Source organism: Arthrobacter sp. TJ-236, assembly GCF_058269235.1.
Map to the genome: position 1 here is coordinate 408241 of NZ_JBZCNI010000003.1, position 15333 is coordinate 423573.

Consider the following 15333-nt stretch of genomic DNA (forward strand, 5'->3'; position numbering starts at 1 on the left):
GGCGAGACGCGACCGGTCAAACCTGGTCGATCAGGTCCGCCACCGAGTTCACGATCTGCGCGGGCCGGAAGGGGTAGGCGTCGATGTCCGCCGGCTGGGTGATCCCGCTGAGCACGAGGACCGTGTGGAGGCCGGCCTCCATGCCCGCGATGATGTCGGTGTCCATGCGGTCGCCGATCATCGCCGTGGTCTCCGAGTGCGCGTCGATCTGGTTCATGGCGGAGCGGAACATCATGGGGTTCGGCTTGCCGACGATGTACGGGCTGCGGCTGGTGGCGGCCGTGATCATGGCGGCGATCGCGCCGGTGGCGGGCAGTGGGCCCTCCTTCGACGGCCCGGTGACGTCGGGGTTCGTGGCGATGAAGCGGGCGCCGTCGAGGATCAGTCGGACGGCTTTCGTGATCGCCTCGAACGAGTAGGTGCGGGTCTCGCCGAGCACCACGTAGTCCGGGTCGGTGTCCGTCAGGACGAACCCGGCCTCGTGCAGCGCCGTCGTCAGCCCCGCCTCGCCGATCACGTACGCCCGGCCGCCCGGTAGCTGGTCACGCATGAACTGCGCGGTGGCGAGGGCCGAGGTCCACAGGTTCTCCTCCGGGACCTCGAGGCCGGAGGCCTTCAGGCGCGCGGCGAGGTCCCGCGGGGTGTAGATGGAGTTGTTCGTCAGGACGAGGAACCGCTTCGAGGTGGCCACCCACCGTTCGATCAGCTCGGCCGCGCCGGGGATGGCGTGGTTCTCGTGCACCAGCACCCCGTCCATGTCGGTGAGCCAGCATTCGATGTGTTCGTTCTCGCGCATCGCGTCCTCTCCTGGGTCCACCGTGGTCCGCCTCCGCCAGTCTCCCACTTCGACGTCGTGCATGCTCGGATGGCGCCGGACCGCCCCCGTACCCTTGAGCAGTGCATGAACCAGGGAGAGTGGACGAACCAGGGCGGGAGCCGGACGCCGCGGCGGGGCCGGGCGCTCAGCATGTGCCCGCAGCGGAGGCGGGTGCCGAGGCTGCAGCGGAGCCGGTGGCCCCGACGGTCGGCGTCGGCCCGTGGGAGGGCGAGTGGCCCGAGGGCGATCACTGGGACCGCGAGCTGCTGGCGCACGGCGACACGCGGAACGTCGTGGACGCCTACCGCTACTGGTCGCATGAGGCGATCGTGGCGCACCTCGACGAGCGCCGCCACGGCTTCCACGTGGCCATCGAGAACTGGCAGCACGACCTCAACATCGGCTCCGTGGTGCGCACGGCCAACGCCTTCATGGCACGGGAGGTCCACATCATCGGTCGACGCCGGTGGAACAAGCGGGGCGCCATGGTCACCGACCGCTACCAGCACGTCCGGTACCACCCCACCGTCGCGGACTTCACCGCATGGGCGGCGGATGAGGGACTGGCCGTGATCGGGATCGACAACTTCCCGGATTCCGTGCCGCTGGAGACCTACGACCTGCCGGAGAGGTGCGTCCTCGTGTTCGGCCAGGAGGGCCCCGGGCTGACACCCGAGGTGCACGAGGCGGCGGAGGCAACCCTTTCGATCGCGCAGTTCGGCTCCACCCGGTCCATCAACGCGTCCGCTGCCGCCGCCATCGCGATGCACGGCTGGGTGCGGCGGCACGTGTTCGGGCAGCACGTCTGAGCGGACCGGCGGCTGCGACGGACCCCTGCGACCGCCCGGGCCGCTCGCTAGGATGAAGCCAGCACTCACCACCACGAAGGAGTACGCAGCATGCCTATCGCAACCCCTGACGTCTACACCGAGATGATCGACCGCGCGAAGGCGGGCGGCTTCGCCTTCCCGGCCGTGAACGTGACCTCCTCGCAGACCCTGAATGCCGCGATGCGCGGCTTCGCCGAGGCCGGCTCCGACGGCATCGTGCAGGTGTCCACGGGCGGTGCCGCGTACTGGTCCGGTGCGAGCGTCAAGGACATGGTGGCGGGCTCGCTGGGCTTCGCGGCCTTCGCGAAGGAGGTGGCGAAGAAGTACGACGTCAACATCGCCCTTCACACCGACCACTGCCCGAAGGACAAGCTCGACGACTTCGTGCTGCCGCTGCTCGCCGCCTCCGAGGAGGCCGTGAAGAACGGCCACGACCCCATCTTCAACTCGCACATGTGGGACGGCTCGGCGGAGACCCTCGAGGAGAACCTGCGGATCGCCCGCGAGATCCTGCCCCGGGCGGCCGCCGCGAAGATCATCCTCGAGGTCGAGATCGGCACCGTGGGCGGCGAGGAGGACGGCGTCGAGAACGCCATCAACGACAAGCTGTACACCACGGTGGACGACGCCCTCGCCACCATCGACGCCCTCGGCGCCGGTGAGCACGGCCGCTACATCACCGCCCTCACGTTCGGTAACGTGCACGGCGTGTACAAGCCCGGTGGCGTGAAGCTGCGCCCCGAGATCCTCAAGGACATCCAGGACCAGGTGGGGCGGAAGCTCGGCAAGGACAAGCCCTTCGACCTCGTGTTCCACGGCGGCTCCGGCTCCTCGGACCAGGAGATCGCCGACGCCGTCTCCTACGGCGTCATCAAGATGAACATCGACACCGACACCCAGTACGCCTTCACGCGCCCCGTCGCGGACCACATGCTCCGTAACTACGACGGCGTGCTGAAGGTGGACGGCGAAGTGGGCAACAAGAAGACCTACGACCCCCGCGTCTGGGGCGCCTCGGCCGAGGCCGGTCTCGCGGCGCGCGTCGTCGAGGCCGCCGCATCGCTCGGTTCCGCAGGGAAGAAGCTCTGATGTCCGACGAATTCCGGAAGAACCTGCTGGGCCCCGAGCCCACGTACCTGCCCGAGGAATCCGCCGTCGTCGACCGCCTCGCCGCGGGCGACGAGGCCGTGGACCTCGCCGCCAAGCACCCGACGTCGTCGCTCGTGTGGGCAGTCCTCGCGGACGAGGCGTACGCCGAGGGACGCACCATCGAGTCCTACGCGTACGCCCGGACCGGGTACCACCGCGGGCTCGATGCGCTGCGCCGCAGCGGCTGGCGTGGTGCCGGACCGATCCCGTACTCGCACGAGCCGAACCGCGGTTTCCTCCGCGCGCTCTACGCGCTGGGCCGGGCTGCGGCATCCATCGGGGAGATCGAGGAGGCCGAGCGGATCGCGGTGTTCCTCAAGGAGTCCGATCCCGAGGCAAGCGCGCAGCTCGCACGCTGATCGGACACCGCTGACGATCGACACGCAGAAGACGGCCTCCCGTTCGCGGAGGTCGTCTTCTCTGCTGTCAGGGCACTCGACACGTGAGTAGCTGCCGAGCGGTACTCGTCCTTGCCAGGGAAGACGAGTAGTGCACTTTCTTGTGTTCCCGCGAAAGCCCGAACCAGAGTGGGGAGTCCACGAGTACGGAGAAGAGGCGGCAGGGCAATGACGACGAAGGTCGATACGGGGCGGCTCTACACGGTCGCCGAGGTGGCGGCGATGATGCGCGTCTCGAAGATGACGGTCTACCGACTGGTGCAGGCGGGTGACATCGACTCCATCCGATTCGGGAGGTCGTATCGCGTGCCACGGCGGGCCGTGCAGAAGTACCTGGAGTCCCTGAACCCGGGAATGGACTACTCCATCTAGCGTGTTGTATCGAGAAGCTCGCTTTTTCGGTTGAATAACGATAGCTTTGTGCTGACTTCCAGTACAAAGGAGCCCTCATGGGAAGATTCACCGTTCTCGCGCTGCGCATCGTGCTGTGCATGATGTTCGTCGGCGCCGCCTTCATCCAGACCGTCGTCGCATCGCTCATGACCATCGATCTCGCCGACGCCGACCCCGACGTCGCCCTGATCCGGACACCCCTCGTGATCCTGACGGTGCTCGCCATCCTCGCGTTGCAGGTGGCCATGGTGTGCGTCTGGGGCCTCCTCACGATGGTCCGGCGCGGAACGGTCTTCTCCGCCGACGCCTTCCGCCTCGTGAACATCGTCATCGGCGCCTTCGCGGCGTCGAGTTTGCTGACATTCGGACTCGGCGTGGCGCTCGCTCCCGGCGAGGCAGTGGCACCCGGGGTGGTGCTCCTGATCGGCGGGGTCGGTGTGTGCATCGCGGCCGTGGCGCTGATCGTGCTGGTGCTGAAGGCCCTGCTCCTCCAGGCCGTCACCACGGACACGGAGGCGCGGAAGCTGCGCACCGAGCTCGACGAGGTCATCTGATGCCCATCGTGGTGCGGATCGACGTCGAACTGGCGCGACGAAAGATGAGCGTGGGCGAGTTCGCCGACCGCGTGGGCCTCACGCCGGCCAATGTCGCCGTCCTCAAGAACGGCCGCGCGAAGGCCGTGCGCTTCAGCACCCTGGAAGCGATGTGCAGGGTGCTCGACTGCCAGCCGGGAGATCTGCTGGAGTGGATCGACGACGACGACGCCTCATCGGGTGCGTCATCGGGTGCTTCCTCCGATGCGGCCGACCGCCCGTGAGAAGCCTCGACCGGTTCTTCCCCGCCGCACCGGGCCCGGGGGAGCCGGGGGACTCCGGGTTGTTCGGTCCAGGATCCACCGCATGGCGCGTGGCATGTGAGCGGGTGATCCTGGCGGGAGGCCCCGCCGCGCTGCTGTTGCAGGTGGCGCATCCCCTCGTGGGAGAGGGGGTCCGTGCCCACAGCGGGTTCTCCACCGACCCGCTGCAGCGACTGCGCGGAACCCTCGACGCCGTCCTGACGGTCACGTTCGGTGACCGGGCGCAGGTGCGGGCGGCCGCAGCCCATGTCGCGCGGAAGCACCGGCCGGTGGAGGGCGTCCTCCCGGAGGCGGCATCCACCGTGCCCGCCGGCACGCCCTACCGCGCCGTCGATCCCGGGCTCTCGCTCTGGGTCTTCGCCACGCTCGTCTGGAGCGCCATCGAGGTGACCCACATCTTCCTCCGGCCCGTCCCACCCGAGGAGCGCACGCGCTACTACCTCGACATGACGCGCATGGCGCACTACTTCAACGTCCCGGATGCGCTGCTGCCCACCGACTACGCGGGCCTGGAGCGCTACGTGAACCAGCAGCTCGAGGAGGTGCTCGACGTCGGCCCGACGGCCCACCTGATCGCGCAGCAGATCCTCGCCCCGGATCCGCCGATCGTCCCGCGCCGCCTTCGGCCCCTGGCCTCGATCCTCGCCGCCGGAGTGCTCCCGCCGCGGCTGAGAGCTGCGTACTCACTGCCCTGGCGCCGCCGGGAGCGGGTGGTGTTCGGTGCGGTCCGCCGGGCGACCCGGCTCGTCGTGCCGCTGCTCCCCGCGCGGATGCGGTACTGGCCCCACTACGCCGTCGCCCTGCGCAGGGTGAGCTGACCGCACCCCGGCACGGCGAGACACCTGGACGCGTGCCGTCGTCGGCGGCTTCTGCGCGCACTCGCGCCGACCAGCGGCGTGTCCCGGCTCGACACGCGGTCTCGCGCTCAGAAACCCTCAACGACGGAGGTCTCCGACGCCACGTGACGAGCAAGCCGCTGACGGCGACCGGCAGGAGCGACGGCGGCGCCGGCAATGACCCTGACCGGGTCAGGCCTCCGGGCGCCGGATGGTGGTCGTGACGGAGCAGAGCATCGGCCGGGGCGGCGCGGAGCTGAAGCCGAACTGCACGGGAGGGCTCACCGGGGCGAGGAGTCCGAGGTCCCTGCCGCGGAAGGACACCGTGGCCCCGGCGATGGCGCGCGCGGAGGTCACGCCGTAGTACTCCGTGCGGCCGTGGCCCGCGGAGCCGGCTGTCGCCACACCCTTGATCAGTCGCGAGGCCACCGGGTTGATGAGCGTGAGCCATCTCGGGTGGGTCGCGAGCCCGGTCGGCACGAGTCCGAGCAGCCGCCCGAGCAGCGTCACGCCGCCCACGCCGGCGCGTACCCGCAGGTCGCCGGCCTCGACGACCAGGCGGTCCGAGGACAGCGAGGACGTCACAGGAGTGATCACGACGTCGTCGAACGTGTAGGTGGCGCTCACGTAGTCGGCGATCTCCCGGGTGGGCGCGATGAGCGTGCGGGTGCCGCCGGCGTCCTCCATCATGACGTCCGTGAACGCGCCGAACGGCGAAGCGTCCCAGCGCCCGATCACCAAACGGATGCCGGAGGTAGTGCCGATGCCGGCGATGTGTCCTTCGAAGCGGTCCATGCCCCCATTGTGCACACGCCATGGCCAGGGCCGCGGGCTCCGGCCGGCCCCTCCTCGACGCCCCACGAGCGCCTCCGCTAAACTCGGACGGTAAGAGCCCCAGCGACCGCGTCTTCAGCGAGCGGACGGTTGGGGCATTCTGATGAACGGCCTCCTCGACCGCGCTCCACACGGCGGGCGGCCGTACCCGATGGGAGAGGATCCCATGCCAGCCATCGTCATCGTCGGCGCCCAGTGGGGCGACGAGGGTAAGGGCAAGGCCACAGACCTGCTGGGAGGCCGCGTCGACTACGTCGTGAAGCCGAACGGCGGCAACAACGCCGGTCACACCGTGGTCGTCAACGGCGAGAAGTACGAGTTGAAGCTCCTTCCCGCCGGCATCCTGAGCCCCAACGCCGTGCCGATCATCGGCAACGGCTGCGTGATCAACCTCGAGGCACTCTTCGAGGAGATCGACGGGCTCGAGGCACGCGGCGCCGACACCTCGAAGCTCCGCGTCTCGGCGAACGCCCACCTCGTGGCGCCGTACCACCAGGTGCTCGACAAGGTCACCGAGCGCTTCCTCGGCAAGCGGGCCATCGGCACCACCGGCCGCGGGATCGGCCCCGCCTACATGGACAAGGTGGCGCGCCTCGGCCTCCGCGTGCAGGACGTCTTCGACGAGTCGATCCTCCGGCAGAAGGTCGAGGGCTCGCTCAAGCAGAAGAACGAGCTCCTCGTGAAGGTCTACAACCGGCGCGACGTCGAGGTGGACGAGGTGGTGGACTACTTCCTCTCCTTCGCCGAGCGCCTGAAGCCACTGGTCATCGACGCCACCTACGTGCTCAACGAGGCGCTCGACGCCGGCAAGGTGGTGCTCATGGAGGGCGGCCAGGCCACGTTCCTGGACGTGGACCACGGCACCTACCCGTTCGTGACGTCGTCGAACCCCACCGCCGGTGGTGCATCGGTGGGCTCGGGCATCGGCCCCACCCGCATCAGCCGGGCGGTCGGCATCATCAAGGCCTACACCACGCGTGTGGGCGCCGGTCCGTTCCCCACCGAACTCTTCGACGACATGGGCATGTACCTCCAGACCAAGGGCGGCGAGTTCGGTGTGAACACCGGCCGTCCGCGCCGGTGCGGCTGGTACGACGCCGTGCTGGCGCGCCATGCTGCGCGTGTCAACGGCTTCACGGACTACTTCGTGACGAAGCTCGACGTCCTCACGGGCATCGAGAGCATCCCCGTGTGCGTGGCCTACGACGTCGACGGCGTGCGGCACGACGAGATGCCCATGACGCAGACGGAGTTCCACCACGCCAAGCCCGTCTTCGAGTACTTCGACGGCTGGACCGAGGACATCACGGGCGCCCGCACCATCGAGGACCTCCCCGAGAACGCGCAGGCGTACGTCCGGGCGCTCGAGAAGATGTCGGGCACCCGCTTCTCGGCCATCGGCGTGGGCCCGGACCGCGACCAGACGATCGTGGTCAACGACCTCATCGGCGACTGACCGTCGGCACGCCGATCCACCGGTACGACGACGAAGGGCGGCCCCCGCGGGAGCCGCCCTTCGTCGTTCACGAGTGCATCAGCGTCAGAGGTTGACGGTGATCTCACCCTCCTCGCGGAGCCGCTCGATGAGCACCTGCGCCGCGGCGGTGGTCTTCTCGCCCGTGATCTGCTCCTCGATCTGGGGCCTCACCTCGTCGATGGGCGGGATCGGCGTGGCCGTCTGCCCACTGGCCTGCTGCTGTGCCACGGCGGCGTCGTAGGCCTCCTGGACCTCCTGATCGGTGGGCGCGGCGTCCCCCGCCTCCTCCGTGAGCAGCGCGTCGAGCCGCACCTGGTCGGCGAGCTGGCTGTCGAACTCCTCGCCCTCGAGGCCCTGCTCGGCGAACGCCGCGCGCAGCTCCTCCTCGGAGGCGAGCTGGCTCGCCTGCAGCAGCTCGTCGATCGCCGCCGCGCGTCCCTCGGGGGTCGCCTCGATACCGCGGCGCTCGGCCTCCTGGCGGAGGAGCTCCGCGCTGACGAGGTTGTCCGCGACGGACGTCTTCAGCTGGTCCTGGTCGAGCTCCTGCCCGGTGGCCTGGGACTGCGCGGCCGCCTGCGAGAACTGGCCCTCGTAAGTGGTGGTGAAGAGGTCCTTGCCGATCTCCGTGCCGTTGACGACCGCGACGACGTCGGGGACGCCTTCGAGGTCCGGCTCCGGCGCGGGTGCCTGCTCGGGTGCTGCCGATTCTCCCTCCGCGGGAGCCTCGGCGGGAGCGCTGGTCGCGGCGTCCTCCGCCGCAGGCTCCTCGGACGCGCTGCAGCCGCTGAGGAAGAGCATCGATCCGACGAACGCGGTGGCCAGCAGACGCCGTCCCGGAAGTGGTGTCCTGGTGGTCTTCATGTGCCGTCCTTGCCTTGCGTGCATGGTCAGCGACCCAGACTAACGGGCATCGGTGACAGGCACCGCCGTCCCCGCTGGGTGCACGCTGGGAGTTGCCGCCGCCGGGGGCGTGCTACCAGCCCCAGGTCCCCGCGCCGCCCTTGAACGGACCGACGATCGCGGCCGTGATCCAGCCGCCGTAGAAATCGCCCTCCTGCGCCTGCACGAGCTCGCCGTCCACGGTGCACGCGTCCATCTGCGAGGGGTAGATGGCCGCGCGCGTCGCGAGTTCCTCGTAGCCCCGCACCGGCGAGGGGTAGGTCCACGCGCCGCGGGGGCTGCGGGCGTCCCCGGCGACGACGTCGAAATAGCTCGCCGCTCCCTTGAACTCGCAGTGCGTGGTGCCCTGCACAGGGGTGAGCACGCCGGCGGCGAAGTCCTCGATCGGCAGGTAGTACACCGGGGGGTGGCTCGTCTCGAGCACGCGCACCGCGCGGTTCGTCCGGACGATCAGTTGTCCGCCGAACCTGACCTCGATGGTCGCCGTACTCGGCTCGATGCGGGGCGGCCTCGGGTAGTCCCAGACCGATTCCTGGCCGGGGCCGGGCGTGATGCGCGTCTTCTTCATGGGATTCCTCATGCGGGGAACGCTACTCCGGCCGTCGGACCTGCCCGCGCGGGCTCCCCTCCCGGCGGGCGGGTGCAGGCAGATCCGGGCGGGTTCCACGGCCGGATCTGTACGCTGGTCGGACAGCGCATCGGGGAGGCACCAGGGAGGCATCATGAAGGTCAGCGTGGGGCAGTTCAGGCCGGTGGGCGACGTCGCCGCGAATGTCGCCGTCATGCGGGAGCTCGCGGCGGAGGCCGCGTCCGCGGGGTCGGCGCTCATCGTGTTCCCCGAGGAGTCCATGATGACCATCGGTAAGGTGGACGGCCCGCTGCGCGAGGCGGTCGAGGCCCACTGGACGTCCTTCGTGCAGCAGCTCTCGTTCGTCGCGGCGAAGAACGGCATCGCCGTGGTCGCCGGTGGGTACGAGGCGAGCGGCGAGGAACGGCCCTACAACACGCTGGTCCTCATCGACGCGACCGGCCGGATCGTCGACACGTACCGCAAACTGCACCTGTACGACGCTTTCAGCTACCGGGAGTCCTCGCGCATCAAGCCGGGCGACGGCGGCGTCACGGTGGCCGAACTCGGCGACCTCCGCGTGGGCCTCATGACCTGCTACGACATCCGCTTCCCCGAGCAGGCGCGCGCCCTCGCCGACGCCGGGGCGGATCTGATCTGCGTCCCCGCGGCCTGGTTCAAGGGCGAGCACAAGGTCGACCACTGGGAGACGCTCCTGAAGGCGCGCGCCATCGAGAACACCGTGTGGGTCGCAGCCGCGGGCACGTCGAGCGGCCACACCATCGGCCATTCGGCGATCATCGATCCCATGGGCCTGCCGCTCGTCCACCTCGACGACGAGGAACGCGGCGTCGTCACGATCGACGTCACGCGCCGCCGGGTCGACGACGTCCGCGAGTTCCTCCCGGTCCTGCGGAACCGCCGATTCGCACAGAACGCCACCCTTGTCGACCCGCACTGACAGCGCGCTCGCCGCGGAGACCGGCGCGGGGGCGGGGACGACGTCGTCGGTCCCGGCCGTCGCGGAGCGCCCGGAGGGGACGCGCGCGGCCAACATCAGGGACGTGGCGAGGCGAGCGGGTGTCTCGCACCAGACGGTCTCGCGTGTCATCAACGGCCACCCGAGCCTCCGCGCCGAGACGCGCGACCGCGTGCTCGCCGCCATGGACGCGCTGAAATTCCGCCCCAACCGTGCTGCACGGGCTCTGGTGACGAGCCGCTCCACCACCCTCGGTGTGCTGGTCGGCAAGGGCTTCGAGTACGGGCCGGCCGCGAGCCTGCAGGCGATCGACAGTGCTGCGCGCGAGGCGGGCTACGGCGTGGACGTGGCGCACCTCGACACGGTGGACAGCGGCTCCATCCGCGCAGCGCTCGACCGCCTGCTGGCCCACGGAGTGGACGGTCTGATCATCCTCGCGCCGCAGACGCAGACGCTCGGGGAGATCGACCGGCTCGCCATGACGCTGCCCTTCGTCACGGTCCACTCGGCCACGCAGCACGACGACCACCGGCTCTCCGTGGACCAGTTCGGGGGAGCGGTCCTCGCCACGCGGCACCTCCTGGAGCTCGGGCACCGGCGGATCGCCCATGTGGCCGGCCCGGACGGGTGGTTCGAGACGGACGCTCGGGTACGGGGCTACAGGACCGAGCTCGCCGCGTGGGGGCAGGAACCCGAAGCGTTGCTCTCGGGGGACTGGACCGCGGAGTCGGGGTACCGGGCCGGTCTCGCCCTTGCACAGGACCACGGGATCACCGGCGTGTTCTCCTCGAACGACCAGATGGCACTCGGCCTCCTGCACGCCTTCCGCGAGAGCGGGCGGCGTGTGCCGGAGGACGTCAGCCTGGTGGGCTTCGACGACGTCCCCGAGGCCGCGTACTACGCTCCGCCCCTCACGACCGTGCGGCAGGACTTCCCGGAACTCGGCCGGCGCTGCGTGGGGCGCCTGCTCGCGCTCGTCGACGCCGCGGGCAGGGACCCCGCGGGACCCGATGGCGGTCCGGCTGCCGCGGACGGTGATCTCACAGGTCCGGGTTCCGCCGTCGGGACGGTCGCTGCAGGAGGCCGATCGTCCGACGTCGTGCCGGAGCTGGTGGTGCGGGCGTCCACGGCTGCCCTCATCGCCGAGACCCCCTCGTTACCCGTAAGGCATTGACAGGCCGGGCGATCGCCCCCCTACACTTGGCAGAGCGGATGTGAACGGTCACATTCGCAGCCGATCCACCAGAGCATCGCAGTGCGGGCTCGAGAAGAACAACGAGGTCCTTCCCTTTGAGCGACTCCAGCACGGGCCACGCCCGTCCTACGGACACGGCCGCGGGCTCCCGGCCCACCTACGTCATCGGCGTCGACTACGGCACCCTGTCCGGTCGCGCCGTCGTCGTCCGCGTCTCCGACGGCGCCGAACTCGGCGCCTCCACGCTCGAGTACCCGCACGCGGTCATGGACACCACCCTCGCGGCCACCGGTGAGCAGCTGCCGCCGGAGTGGGCCCTGCAGGTCCCGTCGGACTACGTGGACGTGCTCCGCACCACCGTCCCGGCCGCCGTGCGGGAGGCGGGCATCGACCCGCAGGACGTCATCGGCATCGCCACCGACTTCACCGCCTGCACCATGGTGCCCACCCTCGCCGACGGCACGCCGCTCAACGAGGTGCCGGGCTACGAGGGCCGCCCCCACGCCTACGTGAAGCTGTGGAAGCACCACGCCGCCCAGGGCCAGGCCAACCGCATCAACGAGCTCGCCGCCGAGCGCGGCGAGGCGTGGCTGCCACGCTACGGCGGACTCATCTCGAGCGAGTGGGAGTTCGCCAAGGGGCTCCAGCTGCTCGAGGAGGACCGCGAGCTCTACGACCGCATGGACCACTGGGTCGAGGCCGCCGACTGGATCGTCTGGCAGCTCACGGGGGAGTACGTGCGGAACGCCTGCACCGCCGGGTACAAGGGCATCTACCAGGACGGCGCCTACCCGTCGGACGAGTTCCTCGCCGCGCTCAACCCCGACTTCGCAGGGTTCGCCCGCGACAAGGTGGAGCACACCATCGGCGCTCTCGCCTCGAAGGCGGGCGCGCTGTCCCAGGAGGCCGCCGGCTGGACCGGCCTGCCCGCAGGCATCGCCGTCGCCGTCGGCAACGTGGACGCCCACGTCACCGCGCCGGCCGCGCAGGCCACCGATCCCGGCCAGATGGTCGCCATCATGGGCACCTCGACCTGCCACGTCATGAACTCGGACCGCCTGGCCGAGGTGCCGGGCATGTGCGGCGTCGTCGACGGCGGGATCGTCGAGGGCTTCTACGGCTACGAGGCCGGCCAGTCCGGCGTGGGGGACATCTTCGCGTGGTTCGTCGCGAACCAGGTACCCGGGGAGATCAGGGACGCCGCCACCGCCCAGGGCCTCAGCGTGCACGAGTACCTGACCGAGCAGGCGCAGACCGAGCCCGTGGGAGCCCACGGCCTGGTGGCGCTGGACTGGCACTCCGGCAACCGTTCGGTCCTCGTGGACCACGAGCTCTCCGGCACCATCGTGGGACTCACCCTCGCCACGAAGCCGCACGAGGTCTACCGCGCCCTGCTGGAATCGACGGCGTTCGGCACCCGGAAGATCGTCGAGACCTTCAACGCCTCCGGCGTACCCGTGACCGAGTTCGTCGCCGCCGGCGGGCTCATCCGCAACCCGTTCCTCATGCAGGTCTACGCGGACGTGCTCAACATGCCCCTCTCCGTGATCGGCAGCGCGCAGGGCCCCGCGCTGGGCTCCGCCATCCATGCAGCCGTCGCCGCGGGCGCCTACGAGGACATCCACGCGGCCGCCGCAGCCATGGGCCACCTGAACCGCGCGGCCTACACCCCGGACCCCGAACGGGCCGAGGCGTACGACGCCCTCTACCGCGAGTACACCGAACTGCACGACTACTTCGGGCGCGGCGCCAACGACGTCATGCACCGCCTGAAGGCCCTGCGCCGCTCGGCCCGTACGGCTCCCTCGCCTCAGGAGGTCTCCTCGTGAGTACCTTCACCCCCGAGATCGACGCCGCCATCCAGGCGGTCCGCGAGGACGTCGCAGCCCTGCACGCCGAACTGGTCCGCTACGGGCTCGTGGTGTGGACCGGCGGCAACGTCTCCGGCCGCGTGCCCGGCGCGGACCTCTTCGTCATCAAGCCCTCGGGCGTGAGCTACGACGACCTGACGCCCGGGAACCAGATCCTCTGCGACCTCGACGGCAACGTCATCGCCGGGAGCACGGGGTCCGAGCGTTCGCCGTCGAGCGACACCGCCGCCCACGCCTACGTGTACCGGCACATGCCGGAGGTGGGCGGCGTCGTGCACACCCACTCGACCTACGCCGTCGCCTGGGCCGCCCGCGGCGAGGCCATCCCCTGCGTGATCACCGCCATGGCGGACGAGTTCGGCGGGGAGATCCCGGTGGGCCCCTTCGCGGTCATCGGTGACGACTCCATCGGCCGGGGGATCGTGGACACCCTCACCGGGCACCGCTCCCGCGGAGTGCTCATGAAGAGCCACGGCCCGTTCACGATCGGCAAGGACGCGAAGGACGCCGTCAAGGCCGCCGTGATGCTCGAGGACGTGGCCCGGACCGTCCACATCTCCCGCCAGCTCGGTGCGCCCGCCGGCATCCAGACCGAGCACATCGACTCACTCTTCGACCGCTACCAGAACGTGTACGGTCAGCCCGCAACCCCAGGAGCCCCCGCATGAGCCCGCTCAGCACCACTCTCGATGCCTACGAAGTCTGGTTCCTGACCGGCAGCCAGGACCTCTACGGCGAGGAGACCCTGCAGCAGGTCGCCGAGCAGTCGAAGGAGATCGTCCGGATGCTGGGCGAGGCCGGCCTCCCCGTGAAGATCGTGTGGAAGCCGACCCTGAAGGACTCCGCGTCGATCCGCCGGATGGCGCTCGAGGTCAACGCCGCGGACAACGCGATCGGCGTCATCGCCTGGATGCACACGTTCAGCCCCGCCAAGATGTGGATCGCGGGTCTCGACGCGCTCCGGAAGCCCTTGCTGCACCTGCACACGCAGATCAACGTCGCCCTGCCGTGGGCCGAGATCGACTTCGACTTCATGAACCTCAACCAGGCCGCCCACGGCGACCGCGAGTTCGGCTACATCCAGTCGCGCCTCGGCGTTCACCGGAAGACCGTCGTGGGTCACGTCTCCAACCCGGACGTCAGCGCGAAGGTGGGCACCTGGCAGCGCGCCGCTGCCGGTTGGGCCGCCGTGCACGAGCTGAAGGTCGCGCGGTTCGGCGACAACATGCGCAACGTCGCCGTCACCGAGGGTGACAAGACCGAGGCCGAGCTCCGCTTCGGCGTCTCGATCAACACGTGGGGCGTCAACGATCTCGTCGCCGCCGTCGAGGCGCAGTCCGAGACCGACGTCGACGCCCTCGTGGCCGAGTACGAGGAGACCTACGACGTCGTCCCCGAGCTCCGCCGCGGCGGTGACCGGCACGACTCGCTGCGCTACGGCGCACGCCAAGAACTCGGCCTGCTGTCCTTCCTCGAGGAGGGCGGCTTCGGCGCCTTCACCACGAACTTCGAGGACCTCGGGGCGCTCCGCCAGCTACCCGGTCTCGCCGTCCAGCGGCTCATGGCCAAGGGCTACGGTTTCGGCGCCGAGGGCGACTGGAAGACCGCCGTCCTCGTGCGTGCCGCGAAGGTCATGGGCGTGGGACTGCCCGGCGGCGCCTCGCTGATGGAGGACTACACCTACCACCTCGTGCCGGGGGAGGAGAAGATCCTCGGAGCTCACATGCTCGAGATCTGCCCCACCCTCACCACGTCGAAGCCCTCCCTGGAGGTGCACCCGCTCGGGATCGGCGGCAAGGAGGACCCTGTGCGGCTCGTGTTCGACACCGATTCCGGTGCGGGCGTCGTCGTCGCGATGTCCGACATGCGGGACCGCTTCCGCCTGACCGCCAATGCCGTCGAGATCGTCCCGCCGGACGCTCCGCTCCCCAACCTGCCGGTCGCGCGCGCAGTGTGGAAGCCGGAGCCGAGCCTCGAGACCTCCGCAGCGGCGTGGCTCAGCGCCGGCGCCGCGCACCACACCGTCCTCACCACCGCGGTGGGCCTCGAGGTGTTCGAGGACTTCGCGAACATCGCCCAGGTGGAGCTGCTGCGGATCGACGCCGACACGAAGCTCCGTGACTTCCAGCGCGAACTACGCTGGAACGCCGCCTACTACCGCCTGGCGCAGAAGCTGTAAGACCACTCCCACACAGCCGGCATCGACGCCGGGAACCACTCACAAGAAAGT

The 15333-nt window shown here is 69.9% G+C and carries 17 protein-coding genes; 13 read left to right on the plus strand and 4 right to left on the minus strand.

Going from position 1 to position 15333, the window contains the following annotated elements; genetic code table 11:
- Positions 1 to 16: 16 nt before the first annotated feature.
- Positions 17 to 796 (minus strand): HAD-IIA family hydrolase, encoded by a 780-nt coding sequence (locus AC4D16_RS14145; RefSeq protein ID WP_490949605.1) that lies wholly within the window; start codon positions 794 to 796, stop codon positions 17 to 19.
- A 173-nt stretch (positions 797 to 969) separates the two neighbouring features.
- Here AC4D16_RS14145 and AC4D16_RS14150 point away from each other — a divergent pair, with 173 nt between their 5' ends.
- The 7 genes from AC4D16_RS14150 (at position 970) to AC4D16_RS14180 (ending at position 5261) form a co-directional block, all read left to right on the plus strand.
- Positions 970 to 1626, plus strand: coding sequence for a TrmH family RNA methyltransferase (locus tag AC4D16_RS14150; protein WP_490955498.1), 657 nt, complete (start codon positions 970 to 972; stop codon positions 1624 to 1626).
- A gap of 90 nt (positions 1627 to 1716) precedes the next feature.
- Positions 1717 to 2736 (plus strand): class II fructose-bisphosphate aldolase, encoded by a 1020-nt coding sequence (gene fbaA / locus AC4D16_RS14155; RefSeq protein WP_490949604.1) that lies wholly within the window; start codon positions 1717 to 1719, stop codon positions 2734 to 2736.
- The gene (locus AC4D16_RS14160; protein ID WP_490949603.1) at positions 2736 to 3155 is read left to right on the plus strand and encodes a DUF3151 domain-containing protein; all 420 of its coding nucleotides are present in this window, start codon (positions 2736 to 2738) and stop codon (positions 3153 to 3155) included. Before fbaA ends, AC4D16_RS14160 begins: the two co-directional genes overlap by 1 nt.
- A 207-nt stretch (positions 3156 to 3362) precedes the next feature.
- Positions 3363 to 3566: a helix-turn-helix domain-containing protein gene (locus AC4D16_RS14165; protein WP_490949602.1), complete on the plus strand. Its 204-nt coding sequence runs from the start codon at positions 3363 to 3365 to the stop codon at positions 3564 to 3566.
- Between the two features lie 77 nt (positions 3567 to 3643).
- Positions 3644 to 4141, plus strand: a complete 498-nt coding sequence (locus tag AC4D16_RS14170; RefSeq protein WP_490949601.1) for a DUF2975 domain-containing protein — start codon at positions 3644 to 3646, stop codon at positions 4139 to 4141.
- Entirely contained in the window at positions 4141 to 4404 is a 264-nt protein-coding gene (locus AC4D16_RS14175; RefSeq protein WP_490955425.1) for a helix-turn-helix domain-containing protein, read from the plus strand. Before AC4D16_RS14170 ends, AC4D16_RS14175 begins: the two co-directional genes overlap by 1 nt.
- Complete coding sequence (locus AC4D16_RS14180) at positions 4401 to 5261, plus strand: oxygenase MpaB family protein (protein WP_490955426.1); 861 nt, start codon at positions 4401 to 4403, stop codon at positions 5259 to 5261. Before AC4D16_RS14175 ends, AC4D16_RS14180 begins: the two co-directional genes overlap by 4 nt.
- A 210-nt stretch (positions 5262 to 5471) precedes the next feature.
- Here the strand turns inward: AC4D16_RS14180 and AC4D16_RS14185 are convergent, their stop codons facing one another.
- The gene (locus tag AC4D16_RS14185) at positions 5472 to 6074 is read right to left on the minus strand and encodes a hypothetical protein (RefSeq protein WP_490949598.1); all 603 of its coding nucleotides are present in this window, start codon (positions 6072 to 6074) and stop codon (positions 5472 to 5474) included.
- A 205-nt stretch (positions 6075 to 6279) separates the two neighbouring features.
- Between AC4D16_RS14185 and AC4D16_RS14190 the strand changes: the two genes are divergently transcribed.
- Positions 6280 to 7569 (plus strand): adenylosuccinate synthase, encoded by a 1290-nt coding sequence (locus AC4D16_RS14190; RefSeq protein ID WP_490955427.1) that lies wholly within the window; start codon positions 6280 to 6282, stop codon positions 7567 to 7569.
- An 84-nt stretch (positions 7570 to 7653) separates the two neighbouring features.
- On the opposite strand, the gene AC4D16_RS14195 is transcribed toward AC4D16_RS14190, so the two are convergent.
- Both AC4D16_RS14195 and AC4D16_RS14200 read right to left on the minus strand, forming a co-directional pair.
- Complete coding sequence (locus tag AC4D16_RS14195) at positions 7654 to 8451, minus strand: SurA N-terminal domain-containing protein (RefSeq protein WP_490949596.1); 798 nt, start codon at positions 8449 to 8451, stop codon at positions 7654 to 7656.
- 112 nt (positions 8452 to 8563) lie between these two features.
- Positions 8564 to 9070: a DUF427 domain-containing protein gene (locus AC4D16_RS14200; protein WP_490955428.1), complete on the minus strand. Its 507-nt coding sequence runs from the start codon at positions 9068 to 9070 to the stop codon at positions 8564 to 8566.
- Between the two features lie 142 nt (positions 9071 to 9212).
- Between AC4D16_RS14200 and AC4D16_RS14205 the strand changes: the two genes are divergently transcribed.
- The 5 genes from AC4D16_RS14205 to araA all read left to right on the plus strand — a co-directional run bounded on the left by AC4D16_RS14205 (position 9213) and on the right by araA (position 15282).
- Positions 9213 to 10019 (plus strand): carbon-nitrogen hydrolase family protein, encoded by an 807-nt coding sequence (locus tag AC4D16_RS14205; protein ID WP_490955429.1) that lies wholly within the window; start codon positions 9213 to 9215, stop codon positions 10017 to 10019.
- Positions 10003 to 11211: a LacI family DNA-binding transcriptional regulator gene (locus AC4D16_RS14210; RefSeq protein WP_490949593.1), complete on the plus strand. Its 1209-nt coding sequence runs from the start codon at positions 10003 to 10005 to the stop codon at positions 11209 to 11211. The genes AC4D16_RS14205 and AC4D16_RS14210 overlap by 17 nt, the downstream gene beginning before the upstream one ends.
- A gap of 185 nt (positions 11212 to 11396) precedes the next feature.
- Positions 11397 to 13061, plus strand: a complete 1665-nt coding sequence (gene araB / locus AC4D16_RS14215) for a ribulokinase (RefSeq protein ID WP_490955499.1) — start codon at positions 11397 to 11399, stop codon at positions 13059 to 13061.
- Complete coding sequence (locus AC4D16_RS14220; RefSeq protein WP_490955430.1) at positions 13058 to 13771, plus strand: L-ribulose-5-phosphate 4-epimerase; 714 nt, start codon at positions 13058 to 13060, stop codon at positions 13769 to 13771. The genes araB and AC4D16_RS14220 overlap by 4 nt, the downstream gene beginning before the upstream one ends.
- On the plus strand, positions 13768 to 15282 hold the full coding sequence (gene araA, locus AC4D16_RS14225; protein WP_490955431.1) for an L-arabinose isomerase: 1515 nt from the start codon (positions 13768 to 13770) through the stop codon (positions 15280 to 15282). The genes AC4D16_RS14220 and araA overlap by 4 nt, the downstream gene beginning before the upstream one ends.
- The last annotated feature ends 51 nt before the right edge of the window (positions 15283 to 15333 follow it).

Excerpts from the sequence above, each read along its gene's own strand:
- AC4D16_RS14145 (WP_490949605.1), bottom strand. The coding sequence starts at position 796 with ATGCGCGAGAACGAACACATCGAATGCTGGCTCACCGACATGGACGGG.
- fbaA (WP_490949604.1), top strand. The coding sequence starts at position 1,717 with ATGCCTATCGCAACCCCTGACGTCTACACCGAGATGATCGACCGCGCG.
- AC4D16_RS14160 (WP_490949603.1), top strand. The coding sequence starts at position 2,736 with ATGTCCGACGAATTCCGGAAGAACCTGCTGGGCCCCGAGCCCACGTAC.
- AC4D16_RS14165 (WP_490949602.1), top strand. The coding sequence starts at position 3,363 with ATGACGACGAAGGTCGATACGGGGCGGCTCTACACGGTCGCCGAGGTG.
- AC4D16_RS14170 (WP_490949601.1), top strand. The coding sequence starts at position 3,644 with ATGGGAAGATTCACCGTTCTCGCGCTGCGCATCGTGCTGTGCATGATG.
- AC4D16_RS14175 (WP_490955425.1), top strand. The coding sequence starts at position 4,141 with ATGCCCATCGTGGTGCGGATCGACGTCGAACTGGCGCGACGAAAGATG.
- AC4D16_RS14185 (WP_490949598.1), bottom strand. The coding sequence starts at position 6,074 with ATGGACCGCTTCGAAGGACACATCGCCGGCATCGGCACTACCTCCGGC.
- AC4D16_RS14190 (WP_490955427.1), top strand. The coding sequence starts at position 6,280 with ATGCCAGCCATCGTCATCGTCGGCGCCCAGTGGGGCGACGAGGGTAAG.
- AC4D16_RS14195 (WP_490949596.1), bottom strand. The coding sequence starts at position 8,451 with ATGAAGACCACCAGGACACCACTTCCGGGACGGCGTCTGCTGGCCACC.
- AC4D16_RS14200 (WP_490955428.1), bottom strand. The coding sequence starts at position 9,070 with ATGAGGAATCCCATGAAGAAGACGCGCATCACGCCCGGCCCCGGCCAG.
- AC4D16_RS14205 (WP_490955429.1), top strand. The coding sequence starts at position 9,213 with ATGAAGGTCAGCGTGGGGCAGTTCAGGCCGGTGGGCGACGTCGCCGCG.
- araA (WP_490955431.1), top strand. The coding sequence starts at position 13,768 with ATGAGCCCGCTCAGCACCACTCTCGATGCCTACGAAGTCTGGTTCCTG.